This is a genomic window from Methylomonas sp. PHL2-19, from assembly GCF_059331595.1.
The window spans coordinates 1,377,818-1,396,966 of sequence record NZ_CP196839.1 but is presented as its reverse complement, the minus strand read 5'-3'; the positions used below and the strand labels follow the sequence as shown (position 1 = coordinate 1,396,966).

Here is a 19,149-nt window from a genome sequence, read left to right as displayed (position 1 = left end):
CACCAGAGCAGACCAGCCAGCGCGGATCTTGAGCTCTAAAGCCTGAAAATGGGCTATCAATTAAGTCTTGAGCAATCAAAATTCCCACTGAAGTTAGCAGTCAGTAGCGACAACAACAAAACCAGACAGTCGTTTAATCGCCCTTGACCGAAGCAGACTTGCACAGACTCGGTCCGGGCGTTAAAAATTTTCTCGGCAGGGATCGCTGAGAAAATTTTCCGCAAAGCGGATTACAACAAAAACTATAACCTGCGGACTTAGCGCCAGGGAGAGAATCGTGATGTTTCCTTATCGCCATGATTTCCAGATCGTCGGAGACGACTTTTACCGTTCCCATCCAACGCCTTGGCCACGCCGTTTACGGCGCCGGACCTTATTTTTGCTGGTACTTCTGCCCTTGCTGCTGATTACCGAAACCTATGTTTTTCTCCAGCCGGCGGTTTTTGAAAGCCAAGCCTTAGTATTGACGACCGCTGCAACCGACATTGATCAAACTCATGCAGAGGCGGATCTGGAGCATGTCAACATTCAAAAGCAGGTCTTGCTCGGACAACCGGTATTGGAAAAAACCACCGAGACGCTAAAACAGCAGGCTGGTATCGAGCATCCCAATATCAACCAGCTAAAAGAGCTGTTCCAGGTAAAACCGGTTGCGGACACCAATCTAGTGCAATTGGCGGCTGAAGGCAGTCATCCGCAATTCCTGCAAATGGCCTTAAATACCTGGATCAAAACCTACCAGCAAATTCGCGCGGAGTACATTGCCGAAATCACCGATAAAGCCAGTACCTCGATCAAATCGGAATTGACTCGCCTCGAACAACAAGTGCGCGACAAACGCCAGGACATTGAATCCTTCCGCTTGCAGCATGACATCCTCTCCCTGGAGAGCACCGATAACGAGGCCCACGCCCGCTTACAAGGTTTAAATAATTCCTTGAATGCCGCCTTGGAAGAAGAAGCGAAAGCCAAGGCCAAGCTGGACGCCATTCATGCCGCCGTCGCGGAAGGCAAAGCCGTGGTGCCGGAAGCCGATTCGCAAAGTCTGGCGGCGTTAACCCAGCAAGCCGAACGCCTGCGCGAACGCCTGGAAGCGCAAAGAAGCCAATACACCGACGAATACATCGAATTTCACCCCAGCTTACGCAATTTAAAAACCCAATTGGCCGAGCTGGATGAAAAAATTGCCAGTAAAGAACAAGCCGGCTCGAGCTATGCCACGCAAGAGGCCGAAAACGCCTACGGTGCAGCGCACCGCACCGTATTGACCATTCAAAAGCAAATGGCCGAGCATAAACAAAAAGCCGCCGAATACACCAATCAATTCGCCAAACACAAAGCCATGCAGGAAGAACTGGTTAAGTTGGAAGAATTATTGCAACAAACCAAACAACGTCTAGTGGAAATCGACGTCAAACAACGGCAAAGCAATCCGCAACTGGACGTCGTGGATTGGGCCTCGCTGCCCGATAAGCCGGTGAAACCCGATTACGGCCGGGACGCCGGCATCGCTGGCGCGGCCAGCCTGGCAATCGCGTTACTGGTTGTCTGGCTTAACGATTATTTGAACAAGGAGCCGACGCTGACCACGATAAATTCCGTCACCGAATTTCAAATCTACCAGCAAAGCGAACCCAAGTTGGAGAACAATGCCGACAACCTCACGGTCGGGACGGAACGGCGTAACAGGCTGCGCCGCGCGGACGATCTGAAGCAATTACCGGACGAAACCACCGATTCATAGCTGCGGCTCGGCAACAATGCTAAAATCCGCCGCTCGATCAACTTCATTCAAACAGGAAACCCATGAGCCAAATTACCGTTGAACATAACCCCAGCGAAGAACGTTTAAAAGAGCTGGGCGTATCGAGCTGGCCGATCTGGGAAAAAGAAATTTCCAAATTCACCATCGATTTCGACGAAACCGAAACCGCTTATGTGCTGGAAGGCGAAATCATCGTCACTCCAGTGGGCGGCGAGCCGGTGCGGATTTTACCTGGCGACCTGGTGATGTTTCATGAAGGCCTGGACAGCCATTGGGAAGTGGTCAAGCCTTTGCGCAAACACTACCATTACGATTGATCGTCACGACAGCGGCAGACAATCCGAAAAAGGCATCTTCACGATGCCTTTTTTAGTTGTGCCGCTAGACTCGGCTGGCCGGCATGACGCCGGCACCCACTTATTGTTATTCGCATGGCTATGAACCAGGATCAGGATTTTTCCGCATTAAAGCCGAGGTCGCGCTGGCACTGGGCGACTATTCTCCTATTAACGGTCGCGGCGGGCGGCTATTATTTGCACCATGCCGGCCAGCATCCGCGGGAAAACCAGGATGCGCACGCCAATCCCAACGAAAACATTCCCATCAGCGTCGCAGTCGCCTCAAGCTGGCAAGGCGATTTGCCGATTTACCTAAACGGCTTGGGCACCGTCACCCCACTGCACACCGTGACAGTGCGCTCGCGCGTCGATGGCGAACTGATCCGGGTGGCGTTTACCGAGGGCCAAGCGGTTAAACAAGGCGAACTGCTCGCCGAAATCGATCCCCGACCTTATCAAGTGGCCGTGCAACAAGCCGAAGGCCAATTGCTGCGCGACGAAGCGCTGCTAAAAAACGCCGAAATCGACCAAGCCCGCTATCAAACCTTGCTGGAGCAAGACTCCATCGCCGCCCAGCAAACCGCCACCCAAGCCGCGCTGGTCAAGCAATATCGCGGCAGCGTCGAAATCGACCGCGCCCAACTCGACAATGCCAAACTGCAACTGAGTTATTCCCGCATCACCGCGCCGGTATCCGGCCGAATCGGTTTGCGGCTGGTGGATCAAGGCAACATGGTCCGCGCCAGCGACGTCAGTGGCCTGGCGGTCATCACCCAAATTCAGCCGATCTCGGTGGTGTTCACGCTGCCGGAAGATGTAATACCCGAGGTGATGCGGCGCTGGCGTTCCGGCGAGACGCTGGTCATTGACGCCTACGACCGGGCCGGCCGGCAAAAACTGGCCAGCGGCAAGCTGCTGGCGGTGGACAATCAGATCGACGCCAGCACCGGCACACTGAAATTAAAAGCCCAATTCGATAACGAGGACCGCACCCTGTTCGCCAACCAGTTCGTCAATATCAAAATGCGTCTGGACACCTTGCGTGCCGCCACCTTAGTCCCTAGCTCCGCCATTCAGCACGGGGCCAATGGCGCATTCGTGTACGTGGTGAAGGACGACAACACCATCAGCGTAAAGCGGATAAAAGCCGGACCGGCTGACGGCGAAACGGTCGCGATTCCGGAAGGTCTGGGCGTGAACGAAAAACTGGTGATCGATGGCGCCGACAAACTGCGCGAAGGCAGCCAAGTCAAGGTAATCGATAAAACCCAACCAGCCGCCTCCGGCAAGACCGCCAACTAAACATGGCCGCCGCGCAAAACCCGCTTCCCGGTTTCAACCCATCGCGACACTTTATCCTGCGTCCGGTCGCCACCTCCTTGCTGATGCTGGCCCTGCTGCTGGCCGGGGTTTTGACTTACCGCTTATTGCCGATCTCGGCATTGCCGCAAGTCGATTACCCGACCATTCAAGTCACCACGCTCTATCCCGGTGCCAGCCCGGAAGTCACGACCTCGGCGATTACCGCGCCGCTGGAACGCCAATTCGGGCAGATGCCCGGCCTGCGGCAGATGTCCTCGACCAGCTCCGGCGGCGCGTCCGTGGTGACGCTGCAATTCGATCTAGCCTTGGATCTGGACATTGCCGAACAAACCGTGCAAGCCGCCATCAACGCCGCCAATAACTTCCTGCCCAAAGACCTGCCGCTGCCGCCGATTTACAACAAGGTCAACCCGGCGGACACACCGATTTTGACCTTGGCGGTGACGTCTTCCAGCCTGGCCTTGCCTAAAGTCCAGGATTTGGTCGACACCCGCCTAGCGCAGAAAATCGCCCAATTGCCCGGTGTCGGCCTGGTCAGCATCAGCGGCGGCCAACGCCCGGCGGTCAGGATACAAGCCAACCACCAAGCCCTGGCCGCCTATGGCCTGAGCCTGGAAGACCTGCGCAACGCCATCGCCGCCGCCAATGTCAACCAACCCAAAGGCATGTTCGACGGCCCGCAACGCTCGGCCATCATCGACAATAACGACCAACTGCGCTCGGCGGCTGAATACCGCGACTTGGTGGTGGCCTATCGCAACGGCGCACCGGTACGGCTAGCCGAAGTCGCCGACGCGATCGACGCCGCCGAAAACGTCAAGCTGGCGGCCTGGGCCAACGACAAAGCAGCCGTCATCGTCAATATCCAACGCCAACCCGGCGCTAATGTCATCGAGGTGGTGGACCGCATCAACAAGTTGCTGCCGCAACTGCGGGCGACCTTGCCGGCCGCGGTCGAAGTGCTGCCTTTGACCGACCGCACCGTCACCATCCGCGCTTCGGTGCACGATGTACAGTTCGAGTTGCTGCTGGCCGTGGCGCTGGTGGTGATGGTGATTTTTCTGTTTCTGCGCAATCTGCCGGCGACCATAATCCCGGCGGTCGCGGTGCCGTTGTCGTTGGTCGGCACCTTTGCGGTGATGCACTTGGCCGGCTTCAGCATCAACAATCTGACCCTCATGGCGCTGACCATCGCCAGCGGCTTTGTGGTGGACGACGCCATCGTCGTCATCGAAAACATCTCCCGCTACCGGGAGCGCGGCGAGCCGCCCTTGCAGGCGGCTTTGAAAGGCTCGGAGCAAATCGGTTTTACCATCATCTCCTTGACCATCTCGCTGTTGGCGGTGCTGATTCCGCTGCTGTTCATGGGCGACGTGGTGGGCCGACTGTTTCGCGAATTTGCCATCACCTTGGCGGTGGCGATTCTGATCTCGGCTGTGGTGTCGCTGACCTTGACGCCGATGATGTGCGCTAGGCTGCTAAGGGCCAGCGCAGCCGGCCACGACTCACACTCCGGCTTGCTCGACAAAGTCATCGCCGCTTACGGCCGCAGCCTGGAATGGGTGCTTAAGCGCCAAGGCCTGACGCTACTGGTGGCTATCGCCACGCTGGCGTTGACCGTGTTGTTGTACGCGGCCATGCCCAAGGGCCTGTTCCCAATCCAAGATACCGGCCTGATTCAAGGCATTACCGAGGCACCGCCCAGCATTTCCTTCGCGGCAATGGCCGAACGCCAGCAAGCCATGGCTCAACAGATCCTGGCCGATCCGGCCGTGGCCAGCCTGTCGTCGTTTATTGGCGTGGACGGCAGTAATCCTACCCTGAACAGCGGCCGCTTTTTAATCAACCTGAAACCGCAAGCCCAACGCGACAACGCCACGGCTGTAATCGAACGTCTGCGTCCGCGCCTGGCCGAGGTGCCGGGCATATCGGTCTATCTGCAACCGGTGCAAGACATGACCTTGGAAAACCGGGTCAGCCGCACCCAGTTTCAATTTACCTTGCAGACCGTGGATCTCGCGGAGCTCAACCGCTGGAGCCAACGCCTGGTCGAGCGCATGCGCGCCCTGCCCGCTATCGCCGATGCCGCCAGCGACGTGCAGGACCGAGGCCTGCAAGCCTACATCGAAATCGACCGCGCCAGCGCCAGCCGGCTCGGCGTCAGCACCGCCGACATCGATAACGCTTTATACAACGCCTACGGCCAGCGCCTGGTCTCGACCATTTTCACCCAGTCCAATCAATACCGGGTGGTGTTGGAAGTAGACCCCAAGCAGCAGAGCGGCCCGGAAGGCTTGCAAGAACTGCGGATTCCGTCCAGCAATGGCAGCCAAGTGCCGCTGTCGGCCCTGGCCAGTATTTCCGAACGGCAGACCGCGCTGGCTATCAACCATTTGGATCAGTTTCCGTCCGCGACCATTTCCTTCAACCTGCCCTCGGGCGCCGCCTTGGGCGACGCCATGCAAGCCATCGAACAGGCCAAGCAGGACATCGGCTTACCCTTAGCGGTACAAAGCGATTATCAGGGCGCGGCACTGGCATTTAACGCCTCGCTCAGCGGCACGCTGTGGTTGATTCTGGCCGCCATCGTCACGGTGTATATCGTGCTCGGCGTGCTCTACGAGAGCTATATTCATCCCATCACCATTCTGTCCACGTTGCCCTCGGCCGGGGTCGGCGCGCTGCTGGCCTTGCAGTTGTCCGGCAACGATTTGGGCATCATCGCGGTAATCGGCATCGTGCTGCTGATCGGCATCGTCAAAAAGAACGCGATCATGATGATAGACTTTGCGCTGGAAGCCGAGCGCAAGCAAGGCCTGCCGCCGCGCGAAGCGATTTTTCAGGCCTGCCTGCTGCGTTTCCGGCCGATTTTGATGACCACGCTGGCGGCTTTGCTGGGCGCGCTACCCTTGATGCTAGGTAGCGGCGTTGGCTCGGAATTACGTCATCCCTTGGGCATCAGCATGGTCGGCGGTTTATTGCTCAGCCAATTGCTGACCTTGTACACCACACCGGTGATTTACTTGAGCCTGGACCGACTGGCTCGCCAGTTGCGCGGCACCACCGAATCGCCTTCAGCCAACAGCGGCGACCGCCAGCCGTGAACATATCGGCGCTGTTCATCCATCGCCCGGTCGCTACCACGCTGCTGACGCTGGGCGTGGCATTGGCCGGCATCATCGCCTTTCTACAACTGCCGGTCGCACCCTTGCCGCAAGTGGATTTCCCGACCATTTCGGTGTCCGCCAATTTGCCCGGCGCCAGTCCGGAAACCATGGCGGCCACCGTCGCCACCCCGCTGGAACGGGCGCTGGGCCGCATCGCCGGCATCAGCGAAATAACTTCGGCCAGTTCCCTGGGCTCGACCCGAATTACCTTGCAGTTTGATTTAAATCGCGACATCGACGGCGCGGCCCGCGACGTACAAGCCGCGATCAACGCCGCCAGCAGTTTGCTGCCCAGTAATCTGCCCAATCGGCCCAACTACCGCAAAGTCAATCCGGCCGATTCGCCGATTCTGATTCTGGCGCTCACCTCCACCAGCCTCAGCCGCGGCCAAATGTACGACGCCGCGTCGACGATATTGGCACAAAAAATCAGCCAGCTGCCCGGCATCGGCCAGGTCAATGTCGGCGGCAGTTCCCTGCCGGCAGTACGGGTAGAACTGAATCCGACGGCATTGGCGCAATACGGCATCGGCCTGGATCAGGTCGCCCAAGCCATCAACGCCAGTAACGCCAATCGCCCCAAAGGCGCGCTGGAAACTGGCGAGCGGCATTGGCAAATTCACGCCAACGATCAAGCCGAACACGCCGCTGATTACCTGCCGCTGATCGTCGCTTACCGCAACGGTGCGCCGGTACGCATCGCCGATCTGGGGACGGCGGTGGATTCGGTGGAAGATTTGCGCAGTACCGGCCTGAAGAACGGCCAGCCAGCAGTGTTATTGATCATCAATAAACAACCCGGCGCCAATATCATCGACACGGTCGAACACGTCAAAGCCATGCTGCCGCAATTGCGCGCGCTGACGCCGGCGGCGATGGAATTATCGATAGTCTCGGACCGTTCGCAAACCATCCGCGCCTCAGTCGATGAAGTGGAACGCAGCTTGTTAATCGCGGTGGTATTGGTGATTCTGGTGGTATTGCTATTTTTGCGCCGGCTGCGCTCCACGCTGATTCCGGTGGTCGCGGTGCCGGTATCGCTGATCGGTGCTTGCGCGGTGATGTATTTATGCGATTACAGCCTGGACAATCTGTCGTTGATGGCTTTGACCATCGCCACCGGCTTTGTCGTGGATGACGCCATCGTGGTCTTGGAAAACACCAGCCGGCATATCGAAAACGGCGTGCCGCCGTTCCAGGCCGCGCTGCGCGGAGCCGGCGAAGTGGGCTTCACCGTGTTGGCGATGAGTTTGTCGCTGATCGCCGTCTTCACGCCGATATTATTGATGGGCGGCATCGTCGGCCGGCTGTTTCGGGAATTTGCCGTGACGCTGTCGGCGGCGGTGCTGGTGTCGCTGGTAGTGTCCTTAACCGTGACGCCGATGCTCTGCGCACGTTGGCTGGAGCCGGATGAAAATCATACGCCCGGCAAGCTGTCGGCTTGGCTGGAAGCGCAATTCCAGCGCCTGCAAAACGGCTATCGCCGCAGTTTGAGTTGGGCGCTGCACCATCCCAAATTGATGCTGACGGTGTTGCTGGCTTGCATTGGTTTGAACGTGTACCTGTACATCATCGTCCCGAAAGGCTTTTTCCCGGTGCAGGACAACGGCCGGCTCAGCGGCACCATCCAGGCCGATCAAAGCATTTCCTTCCAGGCCATGCAAAGCAAGCTGCATGATTTTGTCGATATTTTGCGGCAAGATCCGGCAGTGACCAATGTGGTGGGCTTTGCCGGCGGCATGCAAAACACCAATTCCGGTTTGATGTTTGCGGTACTCAAGCCGCCCGAGCAGCGCGATGCGCCAATAGCCGAAATCAGCCGCCGGTTGCGGGAAAATCTGGCCGACGAACCCGGCGCCAGTCTGTTTTTGCAGCCAGTACAGGATTTGCGCATCGGTGGCCGCGGCTCGGCGGCGCTGTACGAGTTTGCCTTGCAATCCGAAGACTTGAACCTGCTACGCGAATGGACGCCCAAGATCGTCGCGGCGCTGCGCAAGCGGCCGGAACTGACCGATGTCAACACCAACCAGCAAGACAAGGGCCGGCAAATATCGCTGCTGGTGGATAGAGACAAAGCCGCCAGCTTGGGCGTCAGTCAGGCGGCTATCGATACCGCCTTGAACAACGCTTTTGGCCAACGCCAGGTGTCGGTGATCTATAAACCGTTGAACCAATACCGGGTGGTGCTGGAGCTGGCACCGGAATACTGGCAAAACCCGCGCACCTTGCAACAGCTTTACGTCAGCAACAACACCGGCAGCCAAATTCCGCTGGCGACGCTGGCCAGCTTCCAGACCAGCAATGCGCCGCTGACCGTCAACCATCAAGGCCAATTTGCCGCGGCCACCGTGTCGTTTAACCTGATGCCCGGCACCTCGTTGTCCACCGCCACCCAGTTTATCCAACAAACCGTACGCGACCTGGGCACACCGGCGGCGGTGCGCGGCAGCTTCCAGGGCTCGGCCAAGGCTTTTCAGGAATCGCTGCGCAACCAACCCTGGTTAATCGCGGCGGCACTGCTGAGTATTTACATCGTGCTGGGCATGCTCTACGAAAGCTATATTCACCCGCTGACGATTTTATCCACCCTGCCCTCGGCCGGGGTCGGCGCCTTGCTGGCCTTGCTGGCTTGCGATACCGAGTTCAGCATCATCGCCTTGATCGGGGTGATTTTGCTGATCGGCATAGTGAAGAAGAACGCGATCATGATGATCGATTTTGCCTTGGACGCCGAACGCCACAAAGGGCTGAGCGCCGAGGAAGCCATCTTCCAAGCCTGTTTGTTGCGGTTTCGGCCGATCATGATGACCACGCTGGCGGCGATGTTGGGCGCGTTGCCTTTGGCTTTGGGTTCGGGTTACGGTGCGGAGATGCGCCAGCCCTTGGGAATTTCCATCGTCGGCGGCTTAATTTTCAGTCAATTGCTGACCTTGTACACCACGCCTGTGGTGTATCTGTATCTGGATGGTGTCAGTGCCTGGGGTCGCCGCTGGTTTAACTGGAACTAATCGCCGGCAGTTCTGCGCCACGCTTGGCAGCGTCGGCCTGCAACATGCCTAAAAATTCGTCGCTAGGCACAGGCCGGCTGAATAAATAGCCTTGAAATAAGCCACAGTGATGTTGTTTCAATAGCTCAAGCTGCGCTGCGGTTTCAACGCCCTCGGCGATGGTTTCCATACCCAAGCCGTCGGCAAGTGCCAGAATCGCGCGGACGATAGCCGCGCTACTGTCGTCGTTTTCCAGCTGCCGGACAAACGATTGATCGATCTTCAACACATCCAGCGGCAATTCTTTTAGATAGGACAGCGAGGAAAAACCGGTCCCGAAATCGTCCATGGACAGGGTCAGTCCCAACGCTTTTAAATGATGCATGCGTTCGATGCAGGCTTTGATGTTGCCGATAGCCACCGATTCGGTGAGTTCCAATTCGATAAATTTGGGATCGGTGCCAGTTTTGCTCAACACCGCCGCGATTTTCTCGACTAAATCCGGATGTTTAAAATCGACTGCGGAAAGATTGACAGAAATCCGCAAGGGCCCCAGGCCTTGGGCATGGCAAGCGTTTACCCACAAACAGGTTTGCTCCAACACCCAATCGCCAATCTCCACGATTAAACTGGTCTGCTCGGCCAAGGGAATGAATTTGGCCGGCGAAATCATGCCCAGCTCGGTGTGCCGCCAGCGGATCAAGGCTTCGGCGCCGACAATACGGCCATCCCAATCCACCTTGGGCTGGTAGAACACCAGCAGTTCGTTTCTGCCGATAGCACCGCGTAGTTCTTGTTCCAGCTTGATATTTTCCAATGCCGCGGCATTCAATTCCGGCGAGTAAAACCGGAAATTAGCGCGCCCCTCGCTCTTGGCGTGGTACATGGCGGCATCGGCATTCTTTAACAAATCCGGCACGTTGTCGGCATCGTCGGGAAACAATGCAATCCCGATACTGGTCGTCACGGTCATGGGCAGTCCGGCCACCGTCACGGGTTGCTTCAGCGCAGCCAGAACTTTCTCGGCAACCGCGCTGACGAAGGCCGCCGGGTTATGCTGAGTATGCAATTCACCGATCACGATGACGAACTCGTCACCGCCCAGTCTGACAACCAGATCGGTCGCTCTAACGCAATTGAGAAAAATCCGCGCTGCTTGCCGCAGCAATTCGTCGCCGGCCGCGTGTCCCAGCGAGTCGTTGACGTTTTTGAAGCGATCCAAGTCCATAAAAAACACGGCAAGTTGCGCGTCATCGCGCCGGGCCCGCGCGATTTCCTGCCCCAGCCTGTCATGCAGTACCAAGCGATTGGGCAAGCCGGTCAGGGAATCGTAATGGGCGTGCTGGTATAGCTTCTCTTCCCAGGCGGCATTGGACAGCGCGACCGCGATGCGGTCGCCAAAGTTGATGGCCGCATTGCACGATTCCGGTGGAATCCGTTTCGGCGCTTGATAACCCAAGCAAATAAGCGAAGCCAGTGCGCCGTTAACATGAACGGGAACAACCAAATAACGCCATGCGCCGGACACGCCGAGCACCTGCAAATACTCGGACATCCGCTCGTCGTTGTTAGCAATCTCCAGGGCGCCATTGTGCATGGTGCGCAAATCCGCTACATCCTGTTGGCTCAGAATCACCGGTTCGGCTAATATTTCGGCATCGCGCCCGCTACGCCGAACCCAAATCTCGTCGGCGATACCGGTATCGGGATTGACGGCGGCGATGGAAATCAAATCGCAAAACAATATGCTGGGCAAGCGATTCAACGCCGTGTCGATAATGTCTTCGGCATTTAAGGCGGAGAGAATATGACGGTCGATTTCCGCCATGGTGGCGAGAATATCGAACTGGCTGCGCAGGCGGCGCGTCATTTCGTTGAACGAATCCGCCAACTCTTCAAATTCGTCATGGCTATCAATATCTACTCGACATTCCAGATTGCCGTCGGCAACCCGTTGCGTGCCTATTTTTAAGCGTTCGAGCGGCGTTAAATATTTAGCAATCAACCTGCTGCTCAAATACACGACAATCAGCGCGGCCAGCAAAATCACCGGCGGATAAATCGCGCTAAATTGCCGAATTGCCGCAAACGCCAACGATTCAGGCAGGCTTTGCACGACAATCAGGTCCGGACCGAAAAATAGCGTGGCGACCGGCAGCTTCCAATACGCGGCGAGATAGGCTTCGCCGTCCCTTTGCCACGAGAAGCGGCCGCTATTGGCTTGCGCGACTTGCGCCCTAAGCTCCGGGGACGGATCGAAATCTTGCTCCAGCGCGAACAACATCCACAGCGAGTCGGCAGCCATCACCCACAGCAGATTGTTGGGATCGATAGTTTCTGAATTCCATAACAAGTCCGGTTTCAATTCGGCCATCAGGATGCCGGCTTTCGGTGAGTTTTCTACCAGATTGATAGCCATCCACAAGCGATTGTCTTCAAGCCGCTGACCACTCACCGGTTTAATCAACGTTTTCCCGATCTCAATCTGCGCTTGCTCTTCCGGCGTCAGCGTCGGTATTGCCTTGTTGTTTTGGGATAACGTGGCGGGTTGACCATCGGCACGTAGCAACGCCAACCCGGTGAACTGGCCTTGCAACCATTGTTCGCCGGCCAGCGCCACAGGTTTGTCGTCCTTGTTGGATTTATGAATTTTCAAGGCCGCCAACCGCAGAGAATTTTCGGCAAACAACAAGCGGCTGACCAGTCCGTAGGCGTACTGTTTACAGCCTCTCTGCAATGCCTTGGCAGTCTGCTCTTGCAATTGCTGCTTCACTTGCTGGAATGACAGGACGCCCAATATAGCGATTGGGATCAACGCGGCCAACACGAAAGAAAACAGAATGCGGCGGGCAACCTTGCTATGGTTAAAAGACAGCTTGCGCTCCATTGCTAAGGGGTTCTCTCAGAAATCCGCCGCCAAACCGACGAAACCGCCATCTCGGGCCAGGATAATATCGTCCAGACTGTCCTTCTGGCTGATCTGCTTTTTGGTAACGCCATTCTTGCCCAGGCTGTACAAATCGTATTTGGTATTGATTGGGTTAAGCGCGCCGTCTTTGCGTACATCGCCGTGGGTACCCGGACCACCCTCAATGATGTTGAGATAGACATAGTCTCTACCCCAGGGGTCCTTGCCGTTGTTGGGCAAAGCAGAGGTAATGTCGCTAAGCGCATCCGGGTAGTGAAATTCGCGGGTGTAATGCCGTTCTAATTCAGTTTGTATGGCTAACAGGTAGCTAATGGCAAGGTCGTTCTTACTTTTATCTATGTACCCGTTGTAGGCAGGTATGGCAATGGCGGTCAACACTGCCATGATGGCGACCGCCAACATCATTTCTATCAGCGTAAATCCGTTTCCAATCAGGTTTTTTCTGTACATTGAATTCCAAGACGCCAGAAGAAGATTTGTAGCCATGGCTTGGCAAGCCGCGACAATCCAGACGATTTAGCCCACCAAGAAACTGTGCCGACCCCATCATCAGGTTCCTCATTCTAGCAGAATTGCTCTAAACGTCCTGTTTTGTAACGTACCCTAGCGTTTGTCATTAGCAAATCCCTTTTGCAATACGCCCTGTTGATAATATTTTTTGATGTCGATGTTGTAATCCTGAGCTTTGACTATGCCTTTGATAGTTAGCACCTTGCCGTGCTCGTCCAGCAGCATATCCGCAAGATTGACGATTCTTTCCGGAATCCGCTGTTTCTGGGCATCAAGCAACATGATGACTTTGGGCCGCAGCTTCTGCAATTCATTCACCTCCACCACAATGGCGATGTAACCGTTGGTCATCATGACGATGCTGCCGGGCGGATAAACCCCCAGACATTCTATAAATTTGATCACCAAACGCTCATCCAGCTGAGAGCCGGCCATATTGGCCAGGATATTGGTCGCTTCCAGATGCGTCCGGCCTTTCTGATACACCCGATCACTGGTGATGGCATCGTACATATCCACGATGGTGACGATTCTGGTGAATAGCGAAATCCCTCTTTCACCGATTTGCCGGGGATAGCCTTTGCCGTCCAAGGTTTCGTGGTGAGAATAGGCCGTGTCTATCGCCCCTGGATACATTTGATCGCTGGATTTGAGCAGTTCGTAGCCCAGAGCGGCATGCGAGCGCATAATCGCCAGCTCCTCAGGTTCCAACTTACCGGGCTTATTCAGAATATCCAAAGGCACCAACATCTTACCCATGTCGTGCATCATCCCGCACAAGCCGACATTGTTGAGATTGGCTACGGAAAAATTCAGGTATCGGCCCAACACAATAGCCAAGGCGCAAACGTTCAAGCTATGTTGGGCGGTATATTTGTCTTTGTTCTTTAGCTGGTTCAGCCACAAAAAAGCATCCGGCGAATGCAAAATGCTGTTTACGCATTGCGAGACCGCTTCTTTGGCAGCCTTTGTGTCTATGCCTTCGCCATTGGCGATGCGCTCCATAAAGTTGGATACCAACTGACCCACTTCTTTATGAACATGTTCGGCACGTGCAAACTCTTTCTCGAAAACACTTAGCTTTGGCGGTGGCGGCGCACCAAAATCAATATTGCTCTCGCTGAGCAAACTGTCTTGAGTGGTTTTAGCCTGGACCGGGCGTTTTCTTTTGCGGGTGGCGTCGATATAGACGTACTGGCAAACGTCTTTTACCGCGCGAATATCGGCTTCCGTTTCCAGTTCAAATCCTTGAAATAAGAACGGGCTCTCCAACCAAGGCCGGTCCAGTTCGATGACATACATGCCGACGGTCAACTGGCTAACCGGCGTGTAGATGCGCTGATTGACATCGAAGGAATCATCCTTCTTCGCCTGATTTTTCAGCTTGCGGCGGAAAGGCCACCAATTCTTAAAGAACATACAAAGACAATATCATTATTAAATTCGAGAAATACCGCATGAGTAAGTAAAAATTTGGCTGCAAACCGCCACCTACAGGTCCCGTGATAAAACCGGATATACGCCTGCTTATGCCCGCGGCCCAAGATTGGCATCAATTATAGAGTGTGTAGGCGATTATTCACCGAAGTCGTCCGGGCAAAGCAGCAAACTCCCGTTATCGGCAAGCCAAATCAAGACACAGCGTGATCGCTAAAGGACCGGGGCCAAAATCCGCGGCGAATACGCACCTAGCCCCCGCTTCAAATAAAAACCCCGCGATTTATGTTGGTTAGATAACAGGCCTTACAAAGAATGTTGCTAATCCGACCATCGAAAAAGCTAGAAATATTATTTTTAATCCTTTATTTTCAATTACTTAAAACACATCAAAACTTTGGCACGGCCATTGCAATTATCTGGTTGTTATTAACAACACCTACTCAAGAGGAGAAGATCATGGCGAAATTACGTCAATGTGCTATTTACGGTAAAGGTGGTATCGGTAAATCTACCACCACGCAAAACCTGGTTGCCGGCTTGGCTGAGCTGGGCAAAAAAGTAATGATCGTCGGTTGCGACCCTAAAGCCGATTCTACTCGTTTGATCCTGCATGCGAAAGCGCAAAACTCTATCATGCAAATGGCAGCTGATGCCGGTAGCGTAGAAGATTTGGAACTGGAAGACGTATTGAAAGTGGGTTACCGCGACGTTAAATGCGTTGAATCAGGCGGTCCAGAGCCAGGTGTAGGTTGCGCCGGCCGTGGTGTTATCACCGCGATCAACTTCTTGGAAGAAGAAGGTGCTTATACCGACGACCTCGACTTCGTATTCTACGATGTATTGGGTGACGTTGTTTGCGGTGGTTTCGCGATGCCAATTCGTGAAAACAAAGCCCAAGAAATTTACATCGTATGCTCAGGCGAGATGATGGCTATGTATGCTGCCAACAACATCGCTAAAGGTATCGTGAAATATGCTAACTCAGGCGGCGTGCGTTTGGCCGGTTTGATCTGCAACAGCCGTAACACCGCTCGCGAAGACGAACTGATCATGCAATTGGCTGCCAGAATGGGCACACACATGATTCACTTCGTACCACGTGACAACGTTGTCCAACGTGCCGAAATCCGTCGTATGACAGTAATCGAGTACGAACCAACCGCGAAACAAGCACAAGAGTATCGCGACTTGGCGCAAAAAATCATCAACAACACCAACTTGGTGATCCCAACTCCAATCACTATGGACGAGTTGGAAGACTTGTTGATGGAATTCGGCGTTATGGAAGAAGTGGATGAAAGCGTTGTGGGTGTAACCGCAGCAGCAGAAGCCACCGCTTAATCAATACGTAGGTTGGGCCGGCTTTTAGCCTGTCCAACCCACTTTCGCATAGTTCCTAACAAGTCTGTGGGGGATTACCCAGGACTACCAGGAGGATTTCATCATGGCAGCCATGACAAGAGAAGAGACCGAAGCGCTTATTCAAGAAGTGCTGGAAGTCTATCCCGAAAAAGCTAAAGCTGATCGCGCCAAACATTTGGCCATCAACGATCAAAGCTTGGAAAAATCAAACAAATGTATCACTTCCAACCGTAAATCCCTACCCGGCGTGATGACCATTCGTGGTTGCGCCTATGCGGGTTCCAAAGGGGTGGTTTGGGGTCCTATTAAGGACATGATCCATATTTCACACGGCCCGGTTGGCTGTGGTCAATATTCCCGTGCCGGTCGCCGTAACTACTATGTAGGTACTACAGGCGTCAACACCTTCGGTACCATGAACTTTACCTCGGACTTTACCGAGAAAGACATCGTATTCGGCGGTGATAAAAAACTGGCTAAATGTATCGACGAAATCGAAACTTTATTCCCGCTCAATAAAGGCATCTCCATTCAATCCGAGTGCCCAATCGGTTTGATCGGCGACGACATCGAAGCGGTTTCTAAAGTTAAAAACAAAGAGTACAACAAAACCATCGTGCCAGTACGTTGCGAAGGCTTCCGCGGTGTGTCTCAATCCTTGGGTCACCATATTGCTAACGACGCAATTCGCGACTGGGTATTGGAAAACCGCGACGGCGACGAAAGTTTCCCCACCACACCTTACGACGTAGCCGTAATCGGCGACTACAACATTGGTGGTGACGCTTGGGCTTCACGTACCCTGTTGGAAGAAATGGGTCTGCGCGTGGTTGCTCAATGGTCTGGCGACGGTACCATTGCCGAGATCGAAAAAACCCCAAAAGTGAAACTGAACCTGATTCACTGCTACCGTTCGATGAACTACATCGCCCGCCACATGGAAGAAAAGTACAACATCCCTTGGATCGAGTACAACTTCTTTGGCCCGACTAAAATCGCCGAGTCTTTGCGCAGAATCGCCGCTCACTTCGATGACACTATCAAAGAAGGTGCTGAGCGCGTCATCGAACGCTACAAAGCCGAATACGATGCCGTCATCGCTAAATACAAACCACGCCTGGAAGGCAAACGGGTGATGTTGTACATCGGCGGTCTGCGTCCGCGCCACGTTATCGGCGCTTATGAAGATTTGGGCATGGAAGTGGTGGGTACCGGTTACGAGTTCGGTCACAACGACGACTACGACCGTACTATCAAAGAAATGGGCAACGCCACCTTGTTGTATGACGACGTCACCGGTTACGAATTCGAAGAGTTCGTGAAAAAAGTCCAACCTGACTTGGTCGGCTCAGGCATCAAGGAAAAATACATTTTCCAAAAAATGGGTGTGCCTTTCCGCCAAATGCACTCCTGGGATTACTCAGGCCCTTATCACGGCTACGACGGTTTCGCCATCTTCGCCCGCGATATGGACATGACCATCAACAACCCTTGCTGGAAAAGCTTCAAAGCGCCTTGGAAAACCGAAGCGACCGAGAGCGAACCTGTCAAAGCGGTTGCGTAATCCGTTGGGTGGGCATTGCCCATCTTAACTCCCGGAAAGGTGGGCAAACTGCCCACCCTACTAGGAGCCAAAATGTCGGTCGGGATTTCATTCCCGGCAAAATCCAATCAACGCCGGACCACAGATTAGTGGCGCGTTAGGAGATTATCATGAGCCAAAATGTCGATAAAATAGAACCCAGTTATCCTTTATTCAGAAATGACGAGTACAAGGAAAGCTTGGCCAACAAACGCGAACAGTACGAAGAACGTCATCCACAAGACACCATTGATGAAGTGTTCCAATGGACGACTACCAAGGAATATCAAGAACTGAACTTCCAACGTGAAGCGATCACGGTTAACCCTGCTAAAGCTTGCCAACCTTTGGGCGCGGTACTTTGCGCACTGGGTTTTGAAAAAACCATGCCTTATGTGCACGGTTCGCAAGGCTGCGTGGCTTATTTCCGTACTTACTTCAACCGTCATTTCAAAGAGCCTATCTCTTGCGTATCTGACTCGATGACAGAAGACGCGGCGGTATTCGGCGGTCAGAAAAACATGTTTGCCGGTTTGGAAAACGCGAAAGCCCTTTACAAACCCACCATGATCGCAGTATCAACCACCTGTATGGCGGAAGTTATCGGCGACGACTTGAACGCATTCATCAACAATGCCAAAAAAGAAGGTCACGTCGATCAAGACTACCCTGTGCCATTTGCGCATACGCCTAGCTTCGTCGGTAGCCATACCACGGGTTGGGACAACATGTTCGAAGGCATTGCCCGCTACTTCACCCTTGAAAAAGGTATGTTGCCTGAAGGTAAATACGAAGTTGGCAGTAACAACAAAATCAACTTAGTCCCCGGCTTTGAAACCTATTTGGGCAACTTCCGCGTCATTCACCGGATGTTGAACGAAATGGGCGTTGACCACACTTTGTTGAGCGATCCTACCGAAGTACTGGATACGCCTGCTGATGGCCACTTCAACATGTATGCCGGCGGCACCACGATCGCCGAAGTTGCAGATGCGCCTAACGCGATCACTACCGTGTTGCTGCAACCTTGGCAGTTGGAAAAAACCAAAAAATTCGTTGAAACTAGCTGGAAACACGACGCGCCGAAATTGAACATCCCGATGGGCTTGGAATGGACCGACCAGTTCCTGATGAAAATCTCTGAACTGACCGGCAAACCGATTCCAAAATCGCTGGAAGTGGAACGAGGCCGTTATGTGGACATGATGACCGACTCGCACGCTTGGTTACACGGCAAAAAATTTGCCCTGTACGGCGACGCAGACTTTGCTTTGGGTATGACCAAATTCCTGCTGGAAATGGGCGCCGAGGTAACAGACGTGTTAGTCAACCACGCCAACAAACGCTACAAAAAAGCGGTTGAAGAAGTGTTGAAAGCCTCGCCTTACGGCCAAGAAGCGACGGTACATATCGGCAAAGATTTGTGGCACTTCCGTTCATTGATGTTCACCAACAAACCGGACTTCATGATCGGTAACTCCTACGGCAAATTTATCCAACGTGACACCTTCTACAAAGGCGAAGAGTTCGAAGTACCGTTGATCCGTATCGGCTTCCCCATCTTTGATCGTCACCACTTGCACCGTATGACCACATTGGGCTACGAAGGCGGCATGTACATGTTGACCACCATCGTTAACGCCTTGTTGGAGCAGTTGGACAAAGAAACCAAAGGTATGGGAACCACTGACTACAACTACGACTTGATTCGTTAAGCGTAGGGTGGGCACCGCCACGGTGCCCACC

11 protein-coding genes are annotated in these 19,149 nt (G+C 54.3%); 8 read left to right on the top strand and 3 right to left on the bottom strand.

From position 1 onward, the window contains the following. The first annotated feature begins 277 nt into the window (after nt 1-277). The 5 genes from ACR02O_RS06690 (at nt 278) to ACR02O_RS06670 (ending at nt 9,601) form a co-directional block, all read left to right on the top strand. The gene (locus ACR02O_RS06690) at nt 278-1,744 is read left to right on the top strand and encodes a GumC family protein (protein ID WP_494523050.1); all 1,467 of its coding nucleotides are present in this window, start codon (nt 278-280) and stop codon (nt 1,742-1,744) included. 62 nt (nt 1,745-1,806) lie between these two features. After that, nucleotides 1,807-2,082 carry a cupin domain-containing protein gene (locus ACR02O_RS06685; RefSeq protein WP_033159054.1) on the top strand — a complete coding sequence of 92 codons (276 nt, stop codon included), beginning with the start codon at nt 1,807-1,809 and terminating at the stop codon, nt 2,080-2,082. A 114-nt stretch (nt 2,083-2,196) separates the two neighbouring features. Beyond that, nucleotides 2,197-3,405: an MdtA/MuxA family multidrug efflux RND transporter periplasmic adaptor subunit gene (locus tag ACR02O_RS06680; protein ID WP_494523049.1), complete on the top strand. Its 1,209-nt coding sequence runs from the start codon at nt 2,197-2,199 to the stop codon at nt 3,403-3,405. 2 nt (nt 3,406-3,407) lie between these two features. Continuing rightward, nucleotides 3,408-6,530: an MdtB/MuxB family multidrug efflux RND transporter permease subunit gene (locus ACR02O_RS06675; RefSeq protein WP_494523048.1), complete on the top strand. Its 3,123-nt coding sequence runs from the start codon at nt 3,408-3,410 to the stop codon at nt 6,528-6,530. Next, nucleotides 6,527-9,601, top strand: a complete 3,075-nt coding sequence (locus ACR02O_RS06670) for a multidrug efflux RND transporter permease subunit (RefSeq protein ID WP_494523047.1) — start codon at nt 6,527-6,529, stop codon at nt 9,599-9,601. Before ACR02O_RS06675 ends, ACR02O_RS06670 begins: the two co-directional genes overlap by 4 nt. On the opposite strand, the gene ACR02O_RS06665 is transcribed toward ACR02O_RS06670, so the two are convergent. From ACR02O_RS06665 to ACR02O_RS06655, 3 genes are all read right to left on the bottom strand, one after another. After that, nucleotides 9,588-12,467: an EAL domain-containing protein gene (locus ACR02O_RS06665; protein ID WP_494523046.1), complete on the bottom strand. Its 2,880-nt coding sequence runs from the start codon at nt 12,465-12,467 to the stop codon at nt 9,588-9,590. The two genes, ACR02O_RS06670 and ACR02O_RS06665, sit on opposite strands and share 14 nt — an antisense overlap. 15 nt (nt 12,468-12,482) lie before the next feature. Then, nucleotides 12,483-12,959 carry a type IV pilin protein gene (locus ACR02O_RS06660; RefSeq protein WP_494523045.1) on the bottom strand — a complete coding sequence of 159 codons (477 nt, stop codon included), beginning with the start codon at nt 12,957-12,959 and terminating at the stop codon, nt 12,483-12,485. Nucleotides 12,960-13,112: 153 nt separating this feature from the next. Continuing rightward, nucleotides 13,113-14,438 carry a cyclic di-GMP phosphodiesterase gene (locus ACR02O_RS06655; protein WP_494523044.1) on the bottom strand — a complete coding sequence of 442 codons (1,326 nt, stop codon included), beginning with the start codon at nt 14,436-14,438 and terminating at the stop codon, nt 13,113-13,115. A gap of 477 nt (nt 14,439-14,915) precedes the next feature. On the opposite strand from ACR02O_RS06655, the gene nifH reads away from it, so the two are divergent. From nifH to nifK, 3 genes are all read left to right on the top strand, one after another. Beyond that, entirely contained in the window at nt 14,916-15,800 is an 885-nt protein-coding gene (gene nifH / locus ACR02O_RS06650) for a nitrogenase iron protein (protein WP_494523455.1), read from the top strand. A 103-nt stretch (nt 15,801-15,903) separates the two neighbouring features. Then, nucleotides 15,904-17,385 carry a nitrogenase molybdenum-iron protein alpha chain gene (nifD, locus tag ACR02O_RS06645; RefSeq protein WP_033159061.1) on the top strand — a complete coding sequence of 494 codons (1,482 nt, stop codon included), beginning with the start codon at nt 15,904-15,906 and terminating at the stop codon, nt 17,383-17,385. 149 nt (nt 17,386-17,534) lie between these two features. Continuing rightward, the gene (gene nifK, locus ACR02O_RS06640; protein WP_033159062.1) at nt 17,535-19,118 is read left to right on the top strand and encodes a nitrogenase molybdenum-iron protein subunit beta; all 1,584 of its coding nucleotides are present in this window, start codon (nt 17,535-17,537) and stop codon (nt 19,116-19,118) included. Nucleotides 19,119-19,149 lie beyond the last annotated feature (31 nt).